The following is a 17,533-nucleotide window of genomic DNA, read 5'->3' as shown; positions in this document are numbered from 1 at the left end:
GCAGAGCGGATTGGCGCGAGATGAGGCTTTCAGGTCACTCAAGCCCGGCCGGCTTGTCGCCGCCATAGGCCCAGTCGAGCAATTTGACGGTGTGGACCACCGGCAGTTTTGCGGCCGAGGCGATCTGGGTGATGCAGCCGATATTGCCGGTGGCGACCAGCGCTGCACCCGTGGCCTCGATGTTTTTGACCTTGCGGTCGCGCAGACGCGCCGAGATTTCCGGCTGCATGATGTTGTAGGTGCCGGCCGAACCGCAACACAGATGCCCCTCGCGCGGCTCGCTGACGACAAAGCCGGCGCGCGACAGCAGGTCCTTGGGCTGGCGGGTGATCTTCTGGCCGTGCTGCATCGAGCAGGCCGAGTGATAAGCGACGGTCAGGCCCGGCTTGCGCTGGGGCTCGGGCAAATCGAGGGTCGCCAGATATTCGGTAACGTCCTTGGCCAGCGCCGATACCCGCGCTGCCTTTTCGGCATAGGCCGGGTCGAGGCGGAGCATGAAACCGTAATCCTTGATCGTCGTGCCGCAACCCGAGGCGGTGATGACGATGGCGTCGAGGCCGCCACTGTCGATCTCGCGCGTCCAGGCGTCGACATTCTGCCGCGCCGAGGCAAGCGCCGCCTCCTCGCGTCCCATGTGATGAACGAGCGCGCCGCAGCAGCCCTCGCCCTTCGGCACCACGACCTCGATGCCGAGCCGGGTGAGCAGCGACACCGTCGCCTCGTTGATGCCGGGCTCGAGCACCGGCTGGGCACAGCCGGTGAGGATGGCGACGCGGCCAAGTTTCGTGCCTTTCGCGGCATGGCTGCCTGGTGTCGCCATGGCCGACGCGGCTGGCACCGAGGCGGGCGCGAGCCGGAGCATCGCGGCGAACGGTTTCAGCGCCGGCACCCTGTCGAACACGTTGGCGAAGGGCCGGCCGAGCCGGGCCAGTTGCAACGCCGCGCGGAACCGCCCGGGATATGGCAGCACGGCGGCCAGCACGCCGCGCGTGAGCCGGTTCATCAAAGGGCGGCGATAGGTCTTTTCGATATGGGCGCGGGCGTGGTCGACAAGGTGCATGTAGTTCACGCCCGACGGACAGGTGGTCATGCAGGCGAGGCAGGACAGGCAGCGGTCGATGTGGGTGACGATTTCCTTGTCGGCCGGCCGGCCGTTTTCCAGCATGTCCTTGATCAGGTAGATGCGGCCGCGCGGCGAATCCAACTCGTTGCCGAGCGTGACATAGGTCGGGCAGGTCGCCGTGCAGAAGCCGCAATGCACGCATTTGCGCAGGATCTTCTCCGATTCTGCGACATGCGGATCGGCAAGCTGGGCGGCGGTGAAATTGGTCTGCACGGCGTTTTGAGCTTTCTCAGATCAGCCAGCTGTCGGGGTTCTTGATCGGCTCGCCTCGTCCCAATGCCTGAAGGCCGACGATGCAGCGGACGATGAACCAGACGGCGACGGCGAACATCAGGATGAAGCCGATGAAGACCATCATCAGCACAATGGATACCAGCGCGTAGAGCAGGCCGATCCAGAAGGTGCGGATGAGCCAGGTGTAGTGGCTCTCGACGAAACCGCCAGCCTTGCCGCGGTTCATGTAGGCCAGGACAATGCCGACTATGCCGCTGATGCCGATCACCAGCCCGGCGAGGTAGAGGATGTAGATGACCTGGACATTGGTCTGGCCGGGGTCGAGCCAGCGGTCGGTCTGGCGCGGTGTTGTGGGCGGAGGTGTGTCGCTCATGGTGTTTTTCCCTCTGTTGCACCCGTCAGGGTAGCAGGTCCGGAGCCGGGCACCATGCGGCCCGGATTGAAGATGTTCTTCGGGTCGAACTCGGCCTTCAGCCGGGCCGAAAGTGCCGCCAATGCTGCAGGCTGCGGCTCGAAGACCGGAACGGCGGCACGCCAGGCAGCCGGAGCGCGAACCAGCGTGGCATGGCCGCCTCCGAATTTCCTGATCAGCATACGCAACAGATCGGCTTCGGGCTCGCCCTCCATACGCAGCCAGACGAGGCCGCCCTGCCAGTCGTAGAAGGCGTCGGCTGCTGCCTGCATGCGCAGGGCCAGCACCATGTTGTGGGCATCCGCCGGCGGCATCGATACGCGCCAGACGGGCTTGTCGGAGCCATCGGCGAATGGCCTGACATCGCGCATGTCGCGCCACAGTGCTGCCGATGCTTTGCCTGAAATCTCCTCGATCGCCCCGGCATTGCCGAGCAGCTGTTTCAGCTGTTCGAGGCGGTAGGCGACCGACGGACCGAAACCCTCGACGCGCAGCAGCGTTGCGGGATCACCGCCGAGGCTGCCGCCTGTGACACGCGCGGCCATGCGTTCGGGCAGATGGGCTGCGGACGAGACCTCGGCACTCGACCCTATGGCGAGGGCCATCGCGGCCGTGGCGTTGTCGTCGAGCAGGCCGCGGATGGCGAGCGTGGTCTCGGTTTCCGCTGCGGGCAGCACCTTGAAGGTGACGTCGGTGAGAACGGCCAGCGTGCCCCACGATGCGGCCATGGCCTTGGACAGGTCATATCCGGTGACGTTCTTGACGACGCGGCCGCCCGACTTGAAGGCTTCGCCGCGGCCTGAGACGGCATGAATGCCCAGAATATGGTCCCTGGCGGCGCCTGCCTTGAGGCGGCGCGGGCCGGCGAGGTTGGCAGCGAGCGCGCCGCCGATGGTGCCGCGACCGGGCATCTGCCCGAGCAGCGGACCGTAGTCCATGGGCTCGAAGTCGAACCGCTGGCCGTTGTCGGCAAGCAGTGCTTCGATCTCGGCGAGCGGCGTGCCTGATCTGGCCGACAGCACCAGTTCGGCAGGTTCGTAGAGCGTGACGCCGGATAGCTGCGACAGATCGAGCGTGTGTTCGCACTGCAGCGGACGTCCAATGGCTCGCTTGGAGCCATGGCCGAGAATTTCGAGCGGCGCTTCTTCCGCCAGCGCCCATTGGACGGCGGTGAGCACTTCGGCTGAGGTGGTGGGCGTGAAGGTGGTCATGACCTGGAAAACCTTGGGTTCCTCGCCCCCGCAAGGCACAAGGCAATCGCATAAGAAATCACCCCCACCCCTAACCCCTCCCCACAAGGGGGAGGGGAACTTTTCGGCACGGACATCCTCAGCCAACGTTCGACGGTTTTGGTGAAACCAATGGCCCAGCGGTCCCCCTCCTCCTTGTGGGGAGGGGTTAGGGGTGGGGGTACAGCGCAGGCCGGACCATTCAGTGCAAGCGCACGCAATTGCATTACGCTTTGCGGGGGCGAGGAACCCAAGTCCGGCGAGCCCGCAAAATCCTGCGCGCCCATCACAGCCGATGCTCCCGGAGCTTTTCGAGGGCGGCTGTGCCGCGCGGCGAGAGGCGGTAGCCGACGTCGAGGCTCTCGGTCAGGCCGAACTCCTTGAGCTTGCGGACGTCCTGCTTGAATTTGAGTTTCTCGACGCCGAGGCGTTCAGCCAGCACAGCGGCCGCCACCTCGGGATTTTGCCCGATCAGACGCAGGATCGACAGGAAATAACCCGGCACGGTGCTGTCCCATCTTTCGAAGCAGGCGGCGAGCGCATGCCAGTCGGCATCAGAGAGATCGGCCGCCTCGCGCAGCGCTAGCCTGTTGTCAGCCTCGATGCCATCGAACGAGATGCGGTAGAGGGTACGATCAGCGCCGTCGCGCAGATCGGGGGTCAGCGCGCCAAGATCATTGTAGCCGGCGGCACGGGCGTCCGCCTCGGACAACGTGGCTTCATCTACCACCTCGACCACGCCGATACGGACCACGCCAACGGCCGTGCGCAGGCCGGTGCCAGCCTTGACCGTGGGCCGCTGCCAGCGGCGGAAGGCGAGCGTGATGTCGCCGCGCCTAATACCTTCGAGGGTCGCCTGCTTCAAAAGCATCAGAACCTCGGAATGTCGGGGAACGCCACCTGGCCGCGGTGGACGTGCATGCGGCCGAGTTCGGCGCAGCGGCGCAGCTGGGGGAAAACCTTGCCGGGATTGAGCAGGTGGTTGGGATCGAAGGCGCATTTGACCCGCATCTGCTGGTCGAGGTCGATCTCGTTGAACATTTCCGGCATCAGGTCGCGCTTTTCGACGCCGACGCCATGCTCGCCGGTCAAGACGCCGCCGACCTTGACGCACAGGCGCAGGATGTCGGCGCCAAACGCCTCGGCCTTTTCGAGTTCGCCCGGCTTGTTGGCGTCGTAGAGGATGAGCGGGTGCAGATTGCCGTCGCCGGCGTGGAAGACATTGGCGACGCCGAGGCCGTATTGCTCGGACAGCTCGCGCATGCCGGCGAGCACGCGCGGCAGTTCCTTGCGCGGGATGGTGCCGTCCATGCAGTAATAATCGGGCGAGATGCGGCCGACGGCCGGGAATGCCGCCTTGCGACCGGCCCAGAAAGTCAGCCGCTCCTGCTCGCTTGCCGAGATGCGGCAAGTAGTAGCGCCGTTGCGGTTGGCGATCGCCTCGACAAGGCCGATCAGGTGGTCGACCTCGACGCCTGGCCCGTCGAGCTCGACGATCAACAGCGCTTCGACATCGAGCGGATAGCCGGCATGGACAAAGTCCTCGGCAGCGTGGATCGCCGGCCGGTCCATCATCTCCATGCCGCCGGGAATGATGCCGGCGCCGATGATGTCGGCGACGCACTGGCCGCCCTGCTCGCTGGTCGGGAAGCCGATCAGCAACGCGCGCGCCGTCTCCGGCTTCTTGAGGATGCGGACGGTGACCTCGGTGACGACGCCGAGCAGCCCTTCCGAGCCGGTCATGACGCCAAGCAGGTCGTAGCCTTCGGCGTCGAGATGCTTGCCGCCGAGCCGCACGACCTCGCCGCTCATCAGCACCATTTCGATGCCGAGCACGTTGTTGGCGGTGAGGCCGTATTTCAGGCAGTGCACGCCGCCGGAATTCTCGGCGACGTTGCCGCCGATGGAACAGGCGATCTGCGAGGACGGGTCGGGCGCATAATAAAAGCCGTCCAGTTCGACTGCGGTGGTGATGCCGAGATTGGTGACACCGGGCTGGGCGACAACGACACGGTTGGGATAGTCGATTTCGATGATGCGGTTGAACCGGCTCATGACCAGGAGCACGGCATCTTCGAGCGGCAACGCACCGCCTGACAAGGAGGTGCCCGAGCCGCGCGGCACAACGCGAATGTTGCGATCGTTGCAATATTTGAGCAGGCGCGACACCTGCGCCACCGTTTCGGGGAGGACGACGACCATGGGCAGTTGGCGGTAGGCGGTCAGGCCGTCGCTCTCGAACGCCCGCATCTCATTGACCGCGTCGACCACGCCTTCGCCCGGCACGATGATGCGCATGTCGGCGACGATCTCGTCGCGCCGGCCAAGGGTTGCGGCATCGGGCTTGGGCATCGATATGCCGGACATCGGTCACCTGCGGTCGTCAACTGGTAAAAAGCTTTTACCAGTGAAGCCCAACTGATGCAAATTGAAGAAGGTCGAGGTCCGATCGGCCCAGCAAACGACCTCACGCAGCGTCAATCTGACGCTGGTGGGAAGGCGCTGCCCGTTCGGGCAGGCCACGATTGGAAAATTACTCGCCCGGGGCTGTCTTGGGCTCTTCGTGGGCGCGGCGCACACGTCGCACACCCCACCAGACAAGCAGGATCGCCAGCGGCACCGAGGCTGCAGTGACGACCTCCGGAGCGAAGAAATGGTCCACCGTCGAGGCGCCCTTGGCGACATAGCCGATCAGGCCGACGACATAATAGGAAACTGCGGCGACCGACAGGCCCTCGACCGTCTGCTGCAGACGCAGTTGCAGGCGGGCGCGGTTGTTCATGGAGGCGAGCAGGTCGCGGTTCTGCCTCTCGACCTCGACGTCGACCCACGTACGCAGAAGCGTGGTGGCACGGGTCAGCTTGCGCGACAGGTTGGCCTGGCGCTCCTCGACCGACCGGCAGGTGCGCATGGCGGGTGCGACTCGGCGCTTGAGAAAGCCGGCCCAGGTGTCGTAGCCGGCGACAACCTCCTCTTCGAGCGCCTCGAGGCGCTCGCGGACGATGCCGTCGTAAGCGCGGCTGGCGCCGAAGCGATAGAGGCTGGAGGCAGCATCGGCCTCGAGCTCGGCGGCAAGCTCGGTGAGATCGGCAAGCAAGGCCTGGCTGTCGCGCGTCTCGGTCGCCTTCATCTCGCGGGTCGCCTGGGCAAGCCGGTCTTCGATGCGGCGGACGCGGCTCGACAGCGACAGCGCCATCGGCAGGCCGAGCATGGCCAGCGTGCGATAGGTCTCGATGTCGATCAGGCGCTGCGACAGTGCGCCGGTACGGGCCGGCGTGAGACCGCGATCGAGGATCAGGATGCGTGTCAGCCCGTCGCCATCCTGGCGGAAGTCGGTGACGATGGCGGCAGCACCGTTCTCAACGATGGAATAGCACAGGCTGGTGGGATCGAAGCCGGCGATCAGCTTTTCGGTAGCCGGCGTCCACTTGCGGATCTCCAGCCGGATGCCTGAGATGACCGTGCCGGGCGGGCTGAAGCCGTTGCCGAAGGGCGAATCCTCCTGCGACCGGCCGCTGTCGGACAGCGGTCCTTCCCAGAGATAGGTCGAGAATTCGGTGTGCCGCTCCCAGCGCAGCGAACCCTGCCCCCACTTCATGGCGTGGTGGCGAGCCTGGCGATCGGGCGAGGCGATGCCCAGCCGGCGCGACAGTTCGGAAAGCACCGCGTGGTCGACACTCGAACCGCCCTCGGTCATGAAGGAGAGCTGGACCAGCACGCGCGGGTTCTCGACCAGCGGGTGCGGCCTGGAATGCACCTCGCCAAGAGCGCCGGGACGGCCCTCATGCGCCGGGAATCCCATCACGCTGCCGGTGGAACGCGGCAGGAATTCGAGTGACGACGGATCGACTGTCACAGATGGCTCCCTCGATGCCCAAGCTTCGAGCCTCTAGGGAAATTCAATGCAACAGGCAAACGTGAACTTTAGGCCAAGCTGATAAAGGTGAGCGTGATCGAGACTGCACGAATGCGACGGATTGGATAATTAATTTGACCAGTTGGCGGCTGGGCACCTATCCTTGCAGACCGACAACGGCTCCGGACACGACCTTGAGCGACATCTTTTCCAGGATCGAGCATTCGCGAACCGCCGACGAGGTGGTGCAGCAGATCGAGAGCCTTATTCTCGAGGGCGTGCTGCGCGCCGGCGACCGGCTGCCCGGCGAACGCGAGATGGCCAAGCAGTTCGACGTGTCACGGCCGATCCTGCGCGACGCGCTGAAGGCGCTCGAAGCGCGCGGCTTGATGGTCACACGGCATGGCGGCGGCACACATGTCGCCGATGTCATCGGCCAGGTGTTTTCGAAGCCGGTGATGGAATTGATCGTCAACCACCGCAAGGCGGCGGCCGACTACCTTGAATACCGCAGGGAGATGGAAGGACTAGCGGCCGAATATGCGGCGCGGCGGGCGACATCGGAGGACCTCGCCCTGCTCGACGGCATCATGGCGCGGATGGAGGCGGCACATACCCGCGCCGACCCTACAGAGGAAGCGGAAATCGACGTCGAGTTCCACCATGCGGTGGGCGAATGCGCCCACAACATCATCCTGCTGCACACGCTGCGCTCCTGCTACCGGCTGTTGTCGGACGGCGTGTTCAACAACCGCCTTGTGGTGTTCACTGTGAGCGGGACGCGCGACGTGCTGCTCGAACAGCACAAGGCGATCCATCGCGCGGTGGTGGCTGGCGATCCGGCCGGCGCGCGCAAGGCGGCGATGGACCACATCACCTATCTCGAGCGCGCCATGGCCGAGGCCGAGCGCAGCGGCGACTGGCAGCGCATTTCGCGCCTGCGGCTGCGGCAGCGGACCGACAGCGGCGAGACGGGCCGGAAGCCATGACCGACGTGCATTTCCTCGATGCCCGGGGCCCCGAGGGCATCCGGGTCTACGCCATCGGCGACATTCACGGGCATCTGGACCTGCTCACCGAAATGCATGGGCGGATCGCGGCGGAGATCGAGCGCGACAAGCCCAGCGACTGGCGCATCGTCCACCTCGGCGACCTGGTGGACCGCGGGCCCGACAGCCGGGGCGTGATCGAGTACCTCCTCGCGGCCACGGCGCGCGACAGCCGCAACATCGTCTTGACCGGCAACCACGACACCGGATTTCTCGATTTTCTTGCCAAGCCCGATGCGGATGGGCTGTTTGCCCGGCATGGCGGGCAAGAGACGGCCCGCTCCTATGGCGTCGGATTGAACATGAGCGATGCGTCGGGGCTCAGGCAAAGCCACGTCCAACTCGTAACCGCAGTGCCCGACAGCCATCTGCGCTTCCTGCGCGCGCTGCCCTATTCGGCGTCCTTCGGCGATTTTTTCTTCTGCCATGCCGGCATCCGGCCCGGCATTCCCCTCGACCAGCAGGATCCGCAGGATCTCATCTGGATCCGCAACCAGTTCCTCAACCATCCAGGGCTGCACCCGAAGGTGGTGGTGCACGGGCACACACCGCAGGCGGAGCCCGAAGTGCTGGCCAACCGGGTCAACATCGACACCGGCGTGTTCTATTCAGGCGTGCTGACCGCGCTCGTCATCGACGGCGCGGAGAAACGTCTGTTTTCAGTGGAAAAGCCCGGCTTCAGCGGGAGGCGGTGACGCCGTAGCCGTCGACGGCGTGGTGGTCGGCCGCGGCATCGGCGGCATAGATCCCAAAGCCGCCGAGCACGATTGCCGACAGCATGGCGAAGGACAGGAGCGCTGCTTTCAAGGGAGTCATCTCAGGTTGAGCTTCCTGCATTCTGCATGAGCAGAGTTACGAATAAGTTTCCGAAAAGTTTAAGCGAAGCCGTCGAGGCGCGGCTTCACGGCCGTGCTTCTAGGGTGGTTCTGTATCGGGCTTGTGTCGCGCGGCACTCAGAGATGGTTCATTCGCGATACCATCGCCAACTGGCGCGGGGCTGTCTTTAGAAAGGCTTTGGGGCACAATCCAGCAGGCAAATGACTATCCCCGGCGGATTTTGTTCGACGTGCCAAAAATGTCACGAAAACGGGGGGCGCGACCGGTCAGATCGCGGCGACCCAGGACCGCGCCAGCGCCAGGCCGACGGCATCTGCTTCGGCGCCGTGAAGCTCGGCCTCGCTGTCGAGGCGCTGATGCCAATCGGGATGGCGTTGAGCAATCGTGTCGGCAAAGGCCTCGCTCCAGTCGCGAATCATCGGCCGATCGGCTTCGAAGTGGAACTGGATGCCATAGCCGGCGCGGCCAATGCGAAAAGCCTGGTTGCCAGTGACCGAACTGCCGGCAAGCCGCACGGCATCCTCGGGCAAGGTGAAGGTATCGTCGTGCCACTGGAAGATCGGGAATCGCTGGGGAAGATCGCTGAAGACCAGGTCGTCCTGGGCCTCTTCGGTCAGAGTGATGCCGTGCCAGCCGAATTCGGTCGAGCCGCCGATGCGGTTGTGGCCGCCGAAGGCGCGCGCCATCAACTGACTGCCGAGGCAGATGCCGAGCACCGCCTTGTCCCTTTCGACAAATTCGCGAGCGAGTTCGAGCAAGGCCGGGAAATATGGGGAATGGGCGTCGTCGCGCGCATTCTGGCCGCCGCCGAGGATCACCATGGCGTCGTGGCCGGCCGCATCGGCCGGCAGGGCGTCGCCGAGATAGGCATTGCACCGGTCGATCTCGGCGCCGACTTCCACGAGTGCGGCTCCGACCTGGCCGAGGCCGGTGTTGGCAAAATTCTGGACGACAAGAACGCGCATTTCGGCCCTTCAGCAGCACAGTGACAACGCTGCGGCGAGCCCTATCATGAGGCGCACGACGCAGCCAAGAAGGAACAGCTATGCCACTGCAGAACCGGGTCGACCCGTTCGGCGAGATCCATGTCGATCCGGCGCGCGGCATGTTCACCGGCAATCGCGGCATCATCCACGATCCCGAGACGAGATCGCTGCAAAACCGGCGCTGGGCGGCCAAGGCGTGGATCACCTGCGCGCTCGAGTTCAAGGGCGTGCGCCGCGTGCCGATGGGGCGCAACCGGCCGGGCGACAAGACGGGGTGGACGGAGTTGTTCTTCCTCGACGAGGTGACGGCGCTGGCCGCCGGGCACCGCCCCTGCTTCTATTGCCGTCGCGCGCGCGCCCAGGCCTTTAGCGCAGCCTATGCCGGTGCCTTCGGCGCCGAAGACCCGAAGGTCGGCGAGATCGACGGGCGGCTGCACCTGGAAAGGCTGGCGTCGGGCGGCAAGCCCATCGAGGTCGACCGGCACGGGCTGCACCTGCTGCCCGACGGCGCGATGTTCTCGGACGGGGCCTCCGACTACGCGGTACGTGGCGGCAAGGCGCTGCGCTGGAGCTTCGGCGGCTACGACGCAGCCTTCGGCTTTCACGAACTGGCCGATGCCGAAATGTGCATCATCACGCCGGCGACGACGCTGGCCGTGTTGCATCAGGACTACCGGCCGGACTGGCACCCGAGCGCGGAGTTGCTTTCGGCAGGGGCATAGGTCCGCTGCGAGCGGCACGATGGGCATCGAGCAGCGCCGCGAAATAGGCAGGCGGGATGGTCATGACCAGCGATGCGCGACGACCGAGGATCTTGAAGGACATGCCGGTCGCGGCGCGGCGCGCCATCTCGTCTTCTGTGAGGTTGAGGCCGATTACTTCCTTGATGATGCAGAAGTCGGCGCAACTGACGCGCTCGCGATCGATTGCTATCGTGCTTACCTTTTCGCCATCGGCATAGGCCTGCTTGAGATAGACGCGCTTCGGGTATCGACCGGTGACAAGGATCTGGAAGTCGTCGTTTACGGACTGCCCCTTCGGATCGATCCAGCTGCGGATCAGGTAGGTGTTTCCAAGCAGGTTCCGGTCATGAAAAATCAGCGGCCCCGAGACTTTGATCAAGCCCGTGTGCGGATCCTGTTCAACCGAAATGTTCTTGGACACCTGCTCCTTCTGCCCTGCCGGCACGATTGGAATGCCATAGGCGGCGGCGAGCTGCGCACCGCAACCCGCCAACAAAAGGCATGCAGCAACGACACGAAAGATCGCCATCTCCGCCCCCCGGCAAAGAATGAACATAACATGAACATCCATGCCTGAAAAGAGGCCGCAAGAGTGCCCCTTGACCGCCGCCGCGGCCTGCCGCATTGCTCGGCCATGCGCGCAAACTACAAGATGCAACGGCTATTCGTGCCTGATGACCTCTCCTCCGGCGCGGCTTTCGATGCCGATCCGCAGCAGAGCCACTACCTCGCCCATGTGCTTCGCCTCGGCGAAGGCGCGGAAGTGCTGCTTTTCAATGGCCGTGACGGCGAATGGTCCGCGCGGATCGCGGGCAGGACCAAGAAGGCGGTGCGGCTCGAGGTGCTGGAATTGCAGCGGCCGCAGCCTGATCACCCCGATCTCGTCTACTGCTTTGCACCGCTGAAGGTGGGCCGGCTCGACTATCTCGTGCAGAAGGCGGTGGAGATGGGTGCCGGCACGCTGGCGCCCGTCATCACCCAGCACACGCAACTGGCAAAACCGAGCATCGAGAGGCTGCGCGCCAATGCCGTCGAGGCCGCCGAACAATGCGGCATCCTGGCCATTCCCGAAGTGCGCGAGGCGGTGAAGCTGGAGCAGTTGCTCGGCAGCTGGGACAAGGACCGGCGGCTGATCTTCTGCGACGAGGATGCCTCGACCAACAATCCGATGGCAGCGCTGCAGGGCATCAAGGAACGCAAGCTCGCCCTCCTGGTCGGGCCTGAAGGCGGCTTTTCCGACGAGGAGCGCCGCATGCTGCGCGCCCTGCCCTTCGTGACCGCCATTCCGCTGGGGCCGCGCATCCTGCGTGCCGACACGGCGGCGGTGGCAGCACTGGCCGTCATCCAGGCAGCAATCGGCGACTGGTAATCAGGCAAGCACCCTGCCCGGCCAGGGATTGATGCCGTCGCGCAGCCAGAGCAGCGTGTCGAGCCAGAAATCGGCTGCGTGACGACTGTGGAAGAGGCCGAAATGGCCGATCTCCTGCCGGTCGAAATCACTGGGCGAAAGCAGGACCTGCGTCGCGTTCGCGCCCGAGTAGTAGGCCAGCGCCCGCTTGATGGCCTGCGGCGTGCCGAGTTCATCGTCGGAAACGCCGATCGCAAGGATGGGCGCTGAAACGGCGGCAAGGCGACGAAGGACAGCGTCGCGCTCATCTTCGGGATGGCTCTGCTCCATGCGGGCGCGGCGAAAACTCCATTCGTTGGCCACACCTGAGGGAAGATCCTCGAGCCAGCCGAGGCGCTTGCCGGGAAAATAGCCGAGCAAGGCCGTGAGCGCAGGCATCGCGACATGCCATTTCAGGAACAGCCGCAGACGCCGGTCCCCGGCATAGTCGCGCCACCAGGCATATTGGGCGCCGACCGTGAGCATGCGCGTGATGACCGGTGCGGATTTGGCGAGGCCGGGCAGGAAACCGCCTATGCTGTGGCCGACGACCATTACCGGCGCGCCAGGATCGCGGGCGAAAACGAACCGCAGGGCGGCATCGAAATCACGTTCGCCCCAGTCACGCCATCGGTAGCCGCAGCGGCGCAAGTCGGCCGGCCGCGAGGCGCCAATGCCTCGGTACTCGTAGGTCAGGACATCGAAGCCGTGCCCGGCAAGAAAGGCGGCGTAGCGGTGATAATATCGTGCCAGCACGCCGGTGGCAGGATTGAGGATGACCGTGCCGAAGCCGGAACCGAAGGGCCGCGGCCAGAGATGGCCGTGCAGCACGACGCCATCGTCGCAGACGATCTCGACAGAGCTGGGGGCGGCGACCGATACGGCAATGGACATGGCAAACCTCGCATGCGTGCAAGTTGCTGCACGGATATGCGAAATTGCCTATTGGATACACTCACTAGCCGGTATACATAGACGATGAAACCGACAGACATTCCGACGCGCGAACGCATCGTCACCGCCGCCTCGAAACTGTTCTACAGCGCCGGCATCAGGGCTGTCAGCGTCGATGCCGTGGCCGAAAAGGCGGGCCTGACCAAGCGCACGCTCTACTACCATTTTGCCAGCAAAGACGAGTTGATCGCCGCCTATCTCGACGGCCGCGACCAGCCAAATCTAGCTCTGTTCCAGCGCTGGTTTGCAGAAGCGGAAGGCGGGCCGGCGGAGAAGGTGGCTACCATATTCACCAATCTTGCCCGGGCCGCGCGCCAGCCGAAATGGAAAGGCTGCGGTTTCCTGCGCACGGCTGCCGAACTTGCCGACATGCCCGGCCATCCTGCGATCAAGACCGGCATCGCCCACAAGAAACGCGTCGAAGGCTGGCTGCGCGATGTGCTGGCAGAAGCAGGCGCGGCGTCGCCCGAGGTGCTCGCCCGCCAGATCGTGCTGCTGCTCGACGGTGCCTTCGCGGTGGTGCTGCTCAATCGCGATGCGAGCTACATGGAAACGGCAGGCGCAGCGGCATCGACGCTGGTCAAGGCGGCACTTTCGGCGCGATAGTCAAGACAAGGACTTGCTTGACGCAGCGGGTGCAGCGAAATCATTCAATATCTATTGACGAAGGCTCAGGATTTTTCGCTTGATCGGCAAGCGCTCGATCGTCCATCAAGCGCCCGCGGTCCTTCCGCCTTCAGGAGAAGCATACATGGCGCGCGACACCACTGATTTCCGGCCTATCGAAGGGATGGACGAACTCGTCGACTATCTCGCAGCCGGCAACAAGCCGCGCGACAAATGGCGAATCGGTACCGAACACGAGAAATTTCCTTTCTATGTCGACGGCAACGCGCCGGTTCCCTATGGCGGCGACCGCGGCATCCGCGCCATCCTGGAGGGAATGCAGACCAAGCTCGGCTGGGACCCGATCATCGATGCCGGCCGCATCATCGGCCTTGTCGAGCCGACCGGCCAGGGCGCGATCTCGCTGGAGCCGGGCGGGCAGTTCGAGCTTTCGGGCGCGCCGCTGGAGACGATCCACCAGACCTGCCGCGAGGGCAACGCACATCTGGCGCAGGTTCACGAAATCGCCGAGCCGATGGGCATCCGCTTCCTCGGCCTCGGCGGCAGCCCGAAATGGACGCTGGCAGAAACGCCGCGCATGCCGAAGTCGCGCTACGACATCATGACCGCCTACATGCCCAAAGTCGGCACCAAGGGCCTCGACATGATGTACCGCACCTGCACCATCCAGGTGAATCTCGACTTCGAGAGCGAAGCCGACATGCGCCGCAAGATGCAGGTGTCGCTGAAGCTGCAGCCGCTTTCCACTGCGCTGTTCGCCAACTCGCCCTTCACCGACGGCAAGCCCAACGGCATGCAGAGCTGGCGCGGCGACATCTGGCGCGACACCGACAACCAGCGCTCGGGCCTGCTGGAATTCTGCTTCTCGCCCGAGTTCGGCTTTGCCGACTATGCCGAATGGGCGCTCGACGTGCCGATGTATTTCGTGATCCGCGACGGCCGCTACCACGACATGACGCACATGACCTTCCGCCAGTTCATGGCCGGTGACGCGCGCAACGAAATCACCGACGGCATGCCGACCATGGGCGACTGGGCCAACCACCTGTCGACCCTGTTCCCGGACGTGCGACTGAAGCGCTTCCTCGAAATGCGCGGCGCCGACGGCGGCCCATGGCGCCGCATCTGCGCGCTGCCGGCCTTCTGGGTCGGGCTGCTCTATGATGCGGAAACGCTCGATGCAGCGGAAGAGTTCACCCGAGACTGGAGCTACCAGGACGTGCGGGCGATGCGCGATGCGGTGCCCGAGCAGGGCATTTCGGCACCGTTCCGCAACGCCACGTTGCGCGAAGTCGGCCGCGAAGTGCTTGCCCTGTCGCGCCAGGGGCTGGTCAACCGTGGCCGCAAGAACCGCGACGGCTTCGACGAGGCCGGCTTCCTCAACACGCTCGACGAGGTCGTCGCACGCGGCACGACGAGCGCCGAGGAAATGCTCAACGCCTACAACACGCGCTGGGGCGGATCGATCGAGCCGGCGTTCCTGGAGTATGCCTACTAGGGCAGCGAAAGCCCCTTCAACCTCCAGCTAAAAGGCACTACGCTCCTCCTCCGGCGAATGACCTGAGGAGGAAAGCATGCTGCCACTGTTCGAAATGCTGGCCAATGCCCAGAACGGCAACGGCATGGAGGCACTGGCGCGCCAATTCGGGCTCAGCCAGCAACAAACGCAATCGGCGCTCGAGGCGCTGATGCCCGCCTTCAGCCAGGGGCTGAAGCGCAATGCCTCCGATCCGTATGGCGTCGGCTCCTTCCTGCAAGCCATGGCGAGCGGCCAGCACGCCAAATATTTCGAAGACGCCACGCGCGCCTTCTCGCCCCAGGGGGTGCAGGAAGGCAACGGCATCCTCGGCCACCTGTTCGGCTCCAAGGACCTGTCGCGAGCCGTCGCCGGGCAGGCAGCGCAGGCGACCGGTATCGGCCAGGACGTGCTCAAGCAGATGCTGCCAGTAATCGCCTCGATGATCATGGGCGGGCTGTTCAAGCAGTCGACCGGGCAGATGCAGGCGGCCAGCGGCATGGGCGGCAACAACCCGCTGGGCGAGATCATAGAGCAGATGATGCGCCAGGGTGGCGGCATGATGGGCGGCGGGCAGCAGCAGGCGCCCCAGCAGACGCAGGCGCCCGACCCGTTCGACAACCCGTTCGGCAAAGTGCTGAAGGACATGTTCGGCGGCGGCCAGGCACAGCCGCAATCGGCGCCGCGCCAGCAAGCACCGCAGCAGAGCCCCTACAGCGACAATCCACTGGGCAAGATCTTCGAGGAAATGCTTGGAGGCGGCGGCGCCCAACCGGCTCCGCAGCCGCAAGCACGCCAGCGCCCTCAAGAGCAGGCAAACCCGAGCGGCAGGCCAAAAAACCCATACGACGACCTGTTCGGCAAGATGTTCGAAACCGGCAGCCAGCAGCGCGACGACTACCAGAAGGGCGTCGAGTCGATCTTCGAGCAGTTCAGCAAGGGCATGGATCGGTATCGGTAGGGAACTAGGGAACTAGGGAACTAGGGCAACAGTGAAGGCTGCCTTGCTGCCTGCCCAAGAAAAAGCCCGGTCCTTGGGAGGACCGGGCAACTGCAGGCAAGGCCGGCGGGGACCGGCTGGGAGTGGGGAGCCTGCGAAAGCAGAAATCGATCAGGCGACGCGCCGGGCCATGGCCTCGATGTTGTCGGCGCGGGCTTGCCGGATCGTGCGCAGACGCGCGGTCGGATCGCTGGCAAACGGCAGGTCGACGGCGACATGCAGGTCGCCACGGGTGAGCCCGACATCGGCGAGTTCGGTGTCGGTCATTTCGCCGAGGCGGTAGAACGCACGGCGATTTTTCCAGGCGCGCATGAGATCGGCGGCATAGGTGACAATACGCATCGCATTCACCGGCCGAGCCGCGGAATGCGTCGTCTCAGTGCAATGGTCAAGCGTGGTCATAGTCATCTCCCTGAGGGACAAACGGGTCCCTTCCGGTCGACGCTCCTTGCCGCCGCACCGGTTCCGATACACATGCCTCATGTGGACGATCAAACGCTGCCATCGGTGGATTGATTAATCCAACGAATGTTTCTAATCTTTATCATCAAAGTTCATGATGGAAACGTCGATGGCCGCTCCGCTCGATCTTGACCAGCTCCAGACCTTCGTCACCATCGTCGACACCGGCAGCTTCACCCGCGCCGCCGACGAGGTCCACCGCACCCAGTCGGCAGTGTCTATGCAGATGCGCCGTCTCGAAGAGCGCATCGGCAAGGCGCTGTTCGAAAAGGAAGGGCGCATGAACAAGCTGACCGAGGAAGGCGAGCGCCTGCTCTCCTATGCGCGGCGGCTGCTGCACCTGAACCGGGAAACGCTTGCCGCCTTCGACGACCGCGCGCTCGAGGGCACGATCCGCATCGGCGTGCCCGACGACTATGCCGACCGTTTCCTGCCCGAGATCATGGCGCGCTTCTCGCGCTCCAACCCGCGCGTCGAACTGTCGGTCATCTGCGAGCCGACGGTCAACCTCGCCGACATGATCCGCCGCGGCAATCTCGACATCGCCCTGGTGACCCAGTGCGAAGGCACCAACCCGACCGAGATCGTGCGCAACGAGCCGCTGCTGTGGGTTTCTTCGGCCAGCCACATGGTGCATGAGGAAGAGACCCTGCCGATGGCCTTCGGCCGGCCGAACTGCCAGTGGCGGCGAACCGCCTGCGAGATGCTCGACGCGCGCGACCGCAGGTATCGCATCCTTTTCACCAGCTGGTCGGCGACCGTCATCACGGCTGCCGTGCTGGCCGGGCTTGCGGTGTCGGTCTTGCCCGAGTGTGCACTGCGGCCCGGCATGCGGGTGCTGGGCGAGGCCGACGGTTTCGGCTCCCTGCCCGACTGCAAGATAGGAATCCTGCGCGGCCACTCCAGCCGGCCGCAGATCATCGATGCGCTTGCCCGCCACATCTCGGAAAGTCTCGACAACATCTCGATACCGTCACCGGAAGAAACGGGCTCCTTCGATTTCGCCGCGATGATGGCGACGCGCAGCCGGCGGCTGAAGCCGAACCAAATCATGCCGGGATGGTAGGCAAAGGCTGAGCCGCGTGCTTGACGGGGGGGCCATGCCGGCCCTCAATCGT

19 protein-coding genes are annotated in these 17,533 nt (G+C 64.7%); 8 read left to right on the top strand and 11 right to left on the bottom strand.

All coding sequences use genetic code 11. From position 1 onward, the window contains the following. Positions 1-34: 34 nt before the first annotated feature. The 6 genes from glcF to WHT83_RS09865 form a co-directional block, all read right to left on the bottom strand. Positions 35-1,336: a glycolate oxidase subunit GlcF gene (gene glcF / locus WHT83_RS09890; RefSeq protein WP_406873671.1), complete on the bottom strand. Its 1,302-nt coding sequence runs from the start codon at positions 1,334-1,336 to the stop codon at positions 35-37. A gap of 16 nt (positions 1,337-1,352) precedes the next feature. Next, on the bottom strand, positions 1,353-1,730 hold the full coding sequence (locus WHT83_RS09885; protein ID WP_108609116.1) for a DUF4870 domain-containing protein: 378 nt from the start codon (positions 1,728-1,730) through the stop codon (positions 1,353-1,355). Continuing rightward, a complete protein-coding gene (gene glcE / locus WHT83_RS09880) occupies positions 1,727-2,980 on the bottom strand; it encodes a glycolate oxidase subunit GlcE (RefSeq protein WP_406873670.1) in 1,254 nt (417 codons plus the stop codon). Before glcE ends, WHT83_RS09885 begins: the two co-directional genes overlap by 4 nt. 304 nt (positions 2,981-3,284) lie before the next feature. Then, positions 3,285-3,869, bottom strand: coding sequence for an ASCH domain-containing protein (locus WHT83_RS09875; RefSeq protein ID WP_406873669.1), 585 nt, complete (start codon positions 3,867-3,869; stop codon positions 3,285-3,287). After that, positions 3,869-5,365 carry an FAD-linked oxidase C-terminal domain-containing protein gene (locus WHT83_RS09870; protein WP_108609119.1) on the bottom strand — a complete coding sequence of 499 codons (1,497 nt, stop codon included), beginning with the start codon at positions 5,363-5,365 and terminating at the stop codon, positions 3,869-3,871. The genes WHT83_RS09875 and WHT83_RS09870 overlap by 1 nt, the downstream gene beginning before the upstream one ends. A 166-nt stretch (positions 5,366-5,531) precedes the next feature. Beyond that, positions 5,532-6,854, bottom strand: a complete 1,323-nt coding sequence (locus WHT83_RS09865; RefSeq protein WP_108609120.1) for a DUF3422 family protein — start codon at positions 6,852-6,854, stop codon at positions 5,532-5,534. Positions 6,855-7,048: 194 nt separating this feature from the next. Between WHT83_RS09865 and WHT83_RS09860 the strand changes: the two genes are divergently transcribed. Next, on the top strand, positions 7,049-7,843 hold the full coding sequence (locus WHT83_RS09860) for an FCD domain-containing protein (RefSeq protein WP_108609121.1): 795 nt from the start codon (positions 7,049-7,051) through the stop codon (positions 7,841-7,843). Then, entirely contained in the window at positions 7,840-8,598 is a 759-nt protein-coding gene (locus WHT83_RS09855) for a metallophosphoesterase family protein (protein ID WP_108609122.1), read from the top strand. The genes WHT83_RS09860 and WHT83_RS09855 overlap by 4 nt, the downstream gene beginning before the upstream one ends. On the opposite strand, the gene WHT83_RS09850 is transcribed toward WHT83_RS09855, so the two are convergent. Together WHT83_RS09850 and WHT83_RS09845 are read right to left on the bottom strand one after the other, a co-directional pair. Beyond that, positions 8,582-8,719, bottom strand: coding sequence for a hypothetical protein (locus tag WHT83_RS09850; RefSeq protein WP_162244938.1), 138 nt, complete (start codon positions 8,717-8,719; stop codon positions 8,582-8,584). The two genes, WHT83_RS09855 and WHT83_RS09850, sit on opposite strands and share 17 nt — an antisense overlap. A gap of 287 nt (positions 8,720-9,006) precedes the next feature. Next, entirely contained in the window at positions 9,007-9,705 is a 699-nt protein-coding gene (locus tag WHT83_RS09845; RefSeq protein WP_406873668.1) for a type 1 glutamine amidotransferase, read from the bottom strand. Between the two features lie 80 nt (positions 9,706-9,785). Between WHT83_RS09845 and WHT83_RS09840 the strand changes: the two genes are divergently transcribed. Continuing rightward, a complete protein-coding gene (locus tag WHT83_RS09840) occupies positions 9,786-10,448 on the top strand; it encodes a hypothetical protein (protein ID WP_406873667.1) in 663 nt (220 codons plus the stop codon). Here WHT83_RS09840 and WHT83_RS09835 read toward each other — a convergent pair. Beyond that, positions 10,360-11,094 (bottom strand): hypothetical protein, encoded by a 735-nt coding sequence (locus WHT83_RS09835; protein WP_406873666.1) that lies wholly within the window; start codon positions 11,092-11,094, stop codon positions 10,360-10,362. The two genes, WHT83_RS09840 and WHT83_RS09835, sit on opposite strands and share 89 nt — an antisense overlap. A gap of 9 nt (positions 11,095-11,103) precedes the next feature. Between WHT83_RS09835 and WHT83_RS09830 the strand changes: the two genes are divergently transcribed. Then, on the top strand, positions 11,104-11,838 hold the full coding sequence (locus WHT83_RS09830; protein WP_406873665.1) for a 16S rRNA (uracil(1498)-N(3))-methyltransferase: 735 nt from the start codon (positions 11,104-11,106) through the stop codon (positions 11,836-11,838). Here WHT83_RS09830 and WHT83_RS09825 read toward each other — a convergent pair whose 3' ends face one another. Then, entirely contained in the window at positions 11,839-12,750 is a 912-nt protein-coding gene (locus WHT83_RS09825; protein ID WP_406873664.1) for an alpha/beta fold hydrolase, read from the bottom strand. Positions 12,751-12,834: 84 nt separating this feature from the next. Between WHT83_RS09825 and WHT83_RS09820 the strand changes: the two genes are divergently transcribed. From WHT83_RS09820 to WHT83_RS09810, 3 genes are all read left to right on the top strand, one after another. Further along, on the top strand, positions 12,835-13,416 hold the full coding sequence (locus tag WHT83_RS09820; RefSeq protein WP_406873663.1) for a TetR/AcrR family transcriptional regulator: 582 nt from the start codon (positions 12,835-12,837) through the stop codon (positions 13,414-13,416). A 145-nt stretch (positions 13,417-13,561) separates the two neighbouring features. After that, positions 13,562-14,935, top strand: a complete 1,374-nt coding sequence (locus WHT83_RS09815; RefSeq protein ID WP_108610024.1) for a glutamate--cysteine ligase — start codon at positions 13,562-13,564, stop codon at positions 14,933-14,935. A 76-nt stretch (positions 14,936-15,011) separates the two neighbouring features. After that, positions 15,012-15,914 (top strand): DUF937 domain-containing protein, encoded by a 903-nt coding sequence (locus WHT83_RS09810; protein ID WP_406873662.1) that lies wholly within the window; start codon positions 15,012-15,014, stop codon positions 15,912-15,914. A gap of 150 nt (positions 15,915-16,064) precedes the next feature. On the opposite strand, the gene WHT83_RS09805 is transcribed toward WHT83_RS09810, so the two are convergent. Next, positions 16,065-16,355, bottom strand: a complete 291-nt coding sequence (locus tag WHT83_RS09805; RefSeq protein WP_406873661.1) for a DUF1127 domain-containing protein — start codon at positions 16,353-16,355, stop codon at positions 16,065-16,067. A 169-nt stretch (positions 16,356-16,524) separates the two neighbouring features. On the opposite strand from WHT83_RS09805, the gene WHT83_RS09800 reads away from it, so the two are divergent. Further along, positions 16,525-17,481, top strand: coding sequence for a LysR substrate-binding domain-containing protein (locus WHT83_RS09800; RefSeq protein WP_108610025.1), 957 nt, complete (start codon positions 16,525-16,527; stop codon positions 17,479-17,481). The last annotated feature ends 52 nt before the right edge of the window (positions 17,482-17,533 follow it).

It is taken from the genome of Aminobacter sp. P9b (genome assembly GCF_045345995.1).
Lineage (GTDB): Bacteria > Pseudomonadota > Alphaproteobacteria > Rhizobiales > Rhizobiaceae > Aminobacter > Aminobacter niigataensis.
The sequence above is the reverse complement of the archived record's forward strand: the minus strand, read 5'-3'. Positions and strand labels throughout refer to the sequence as shown.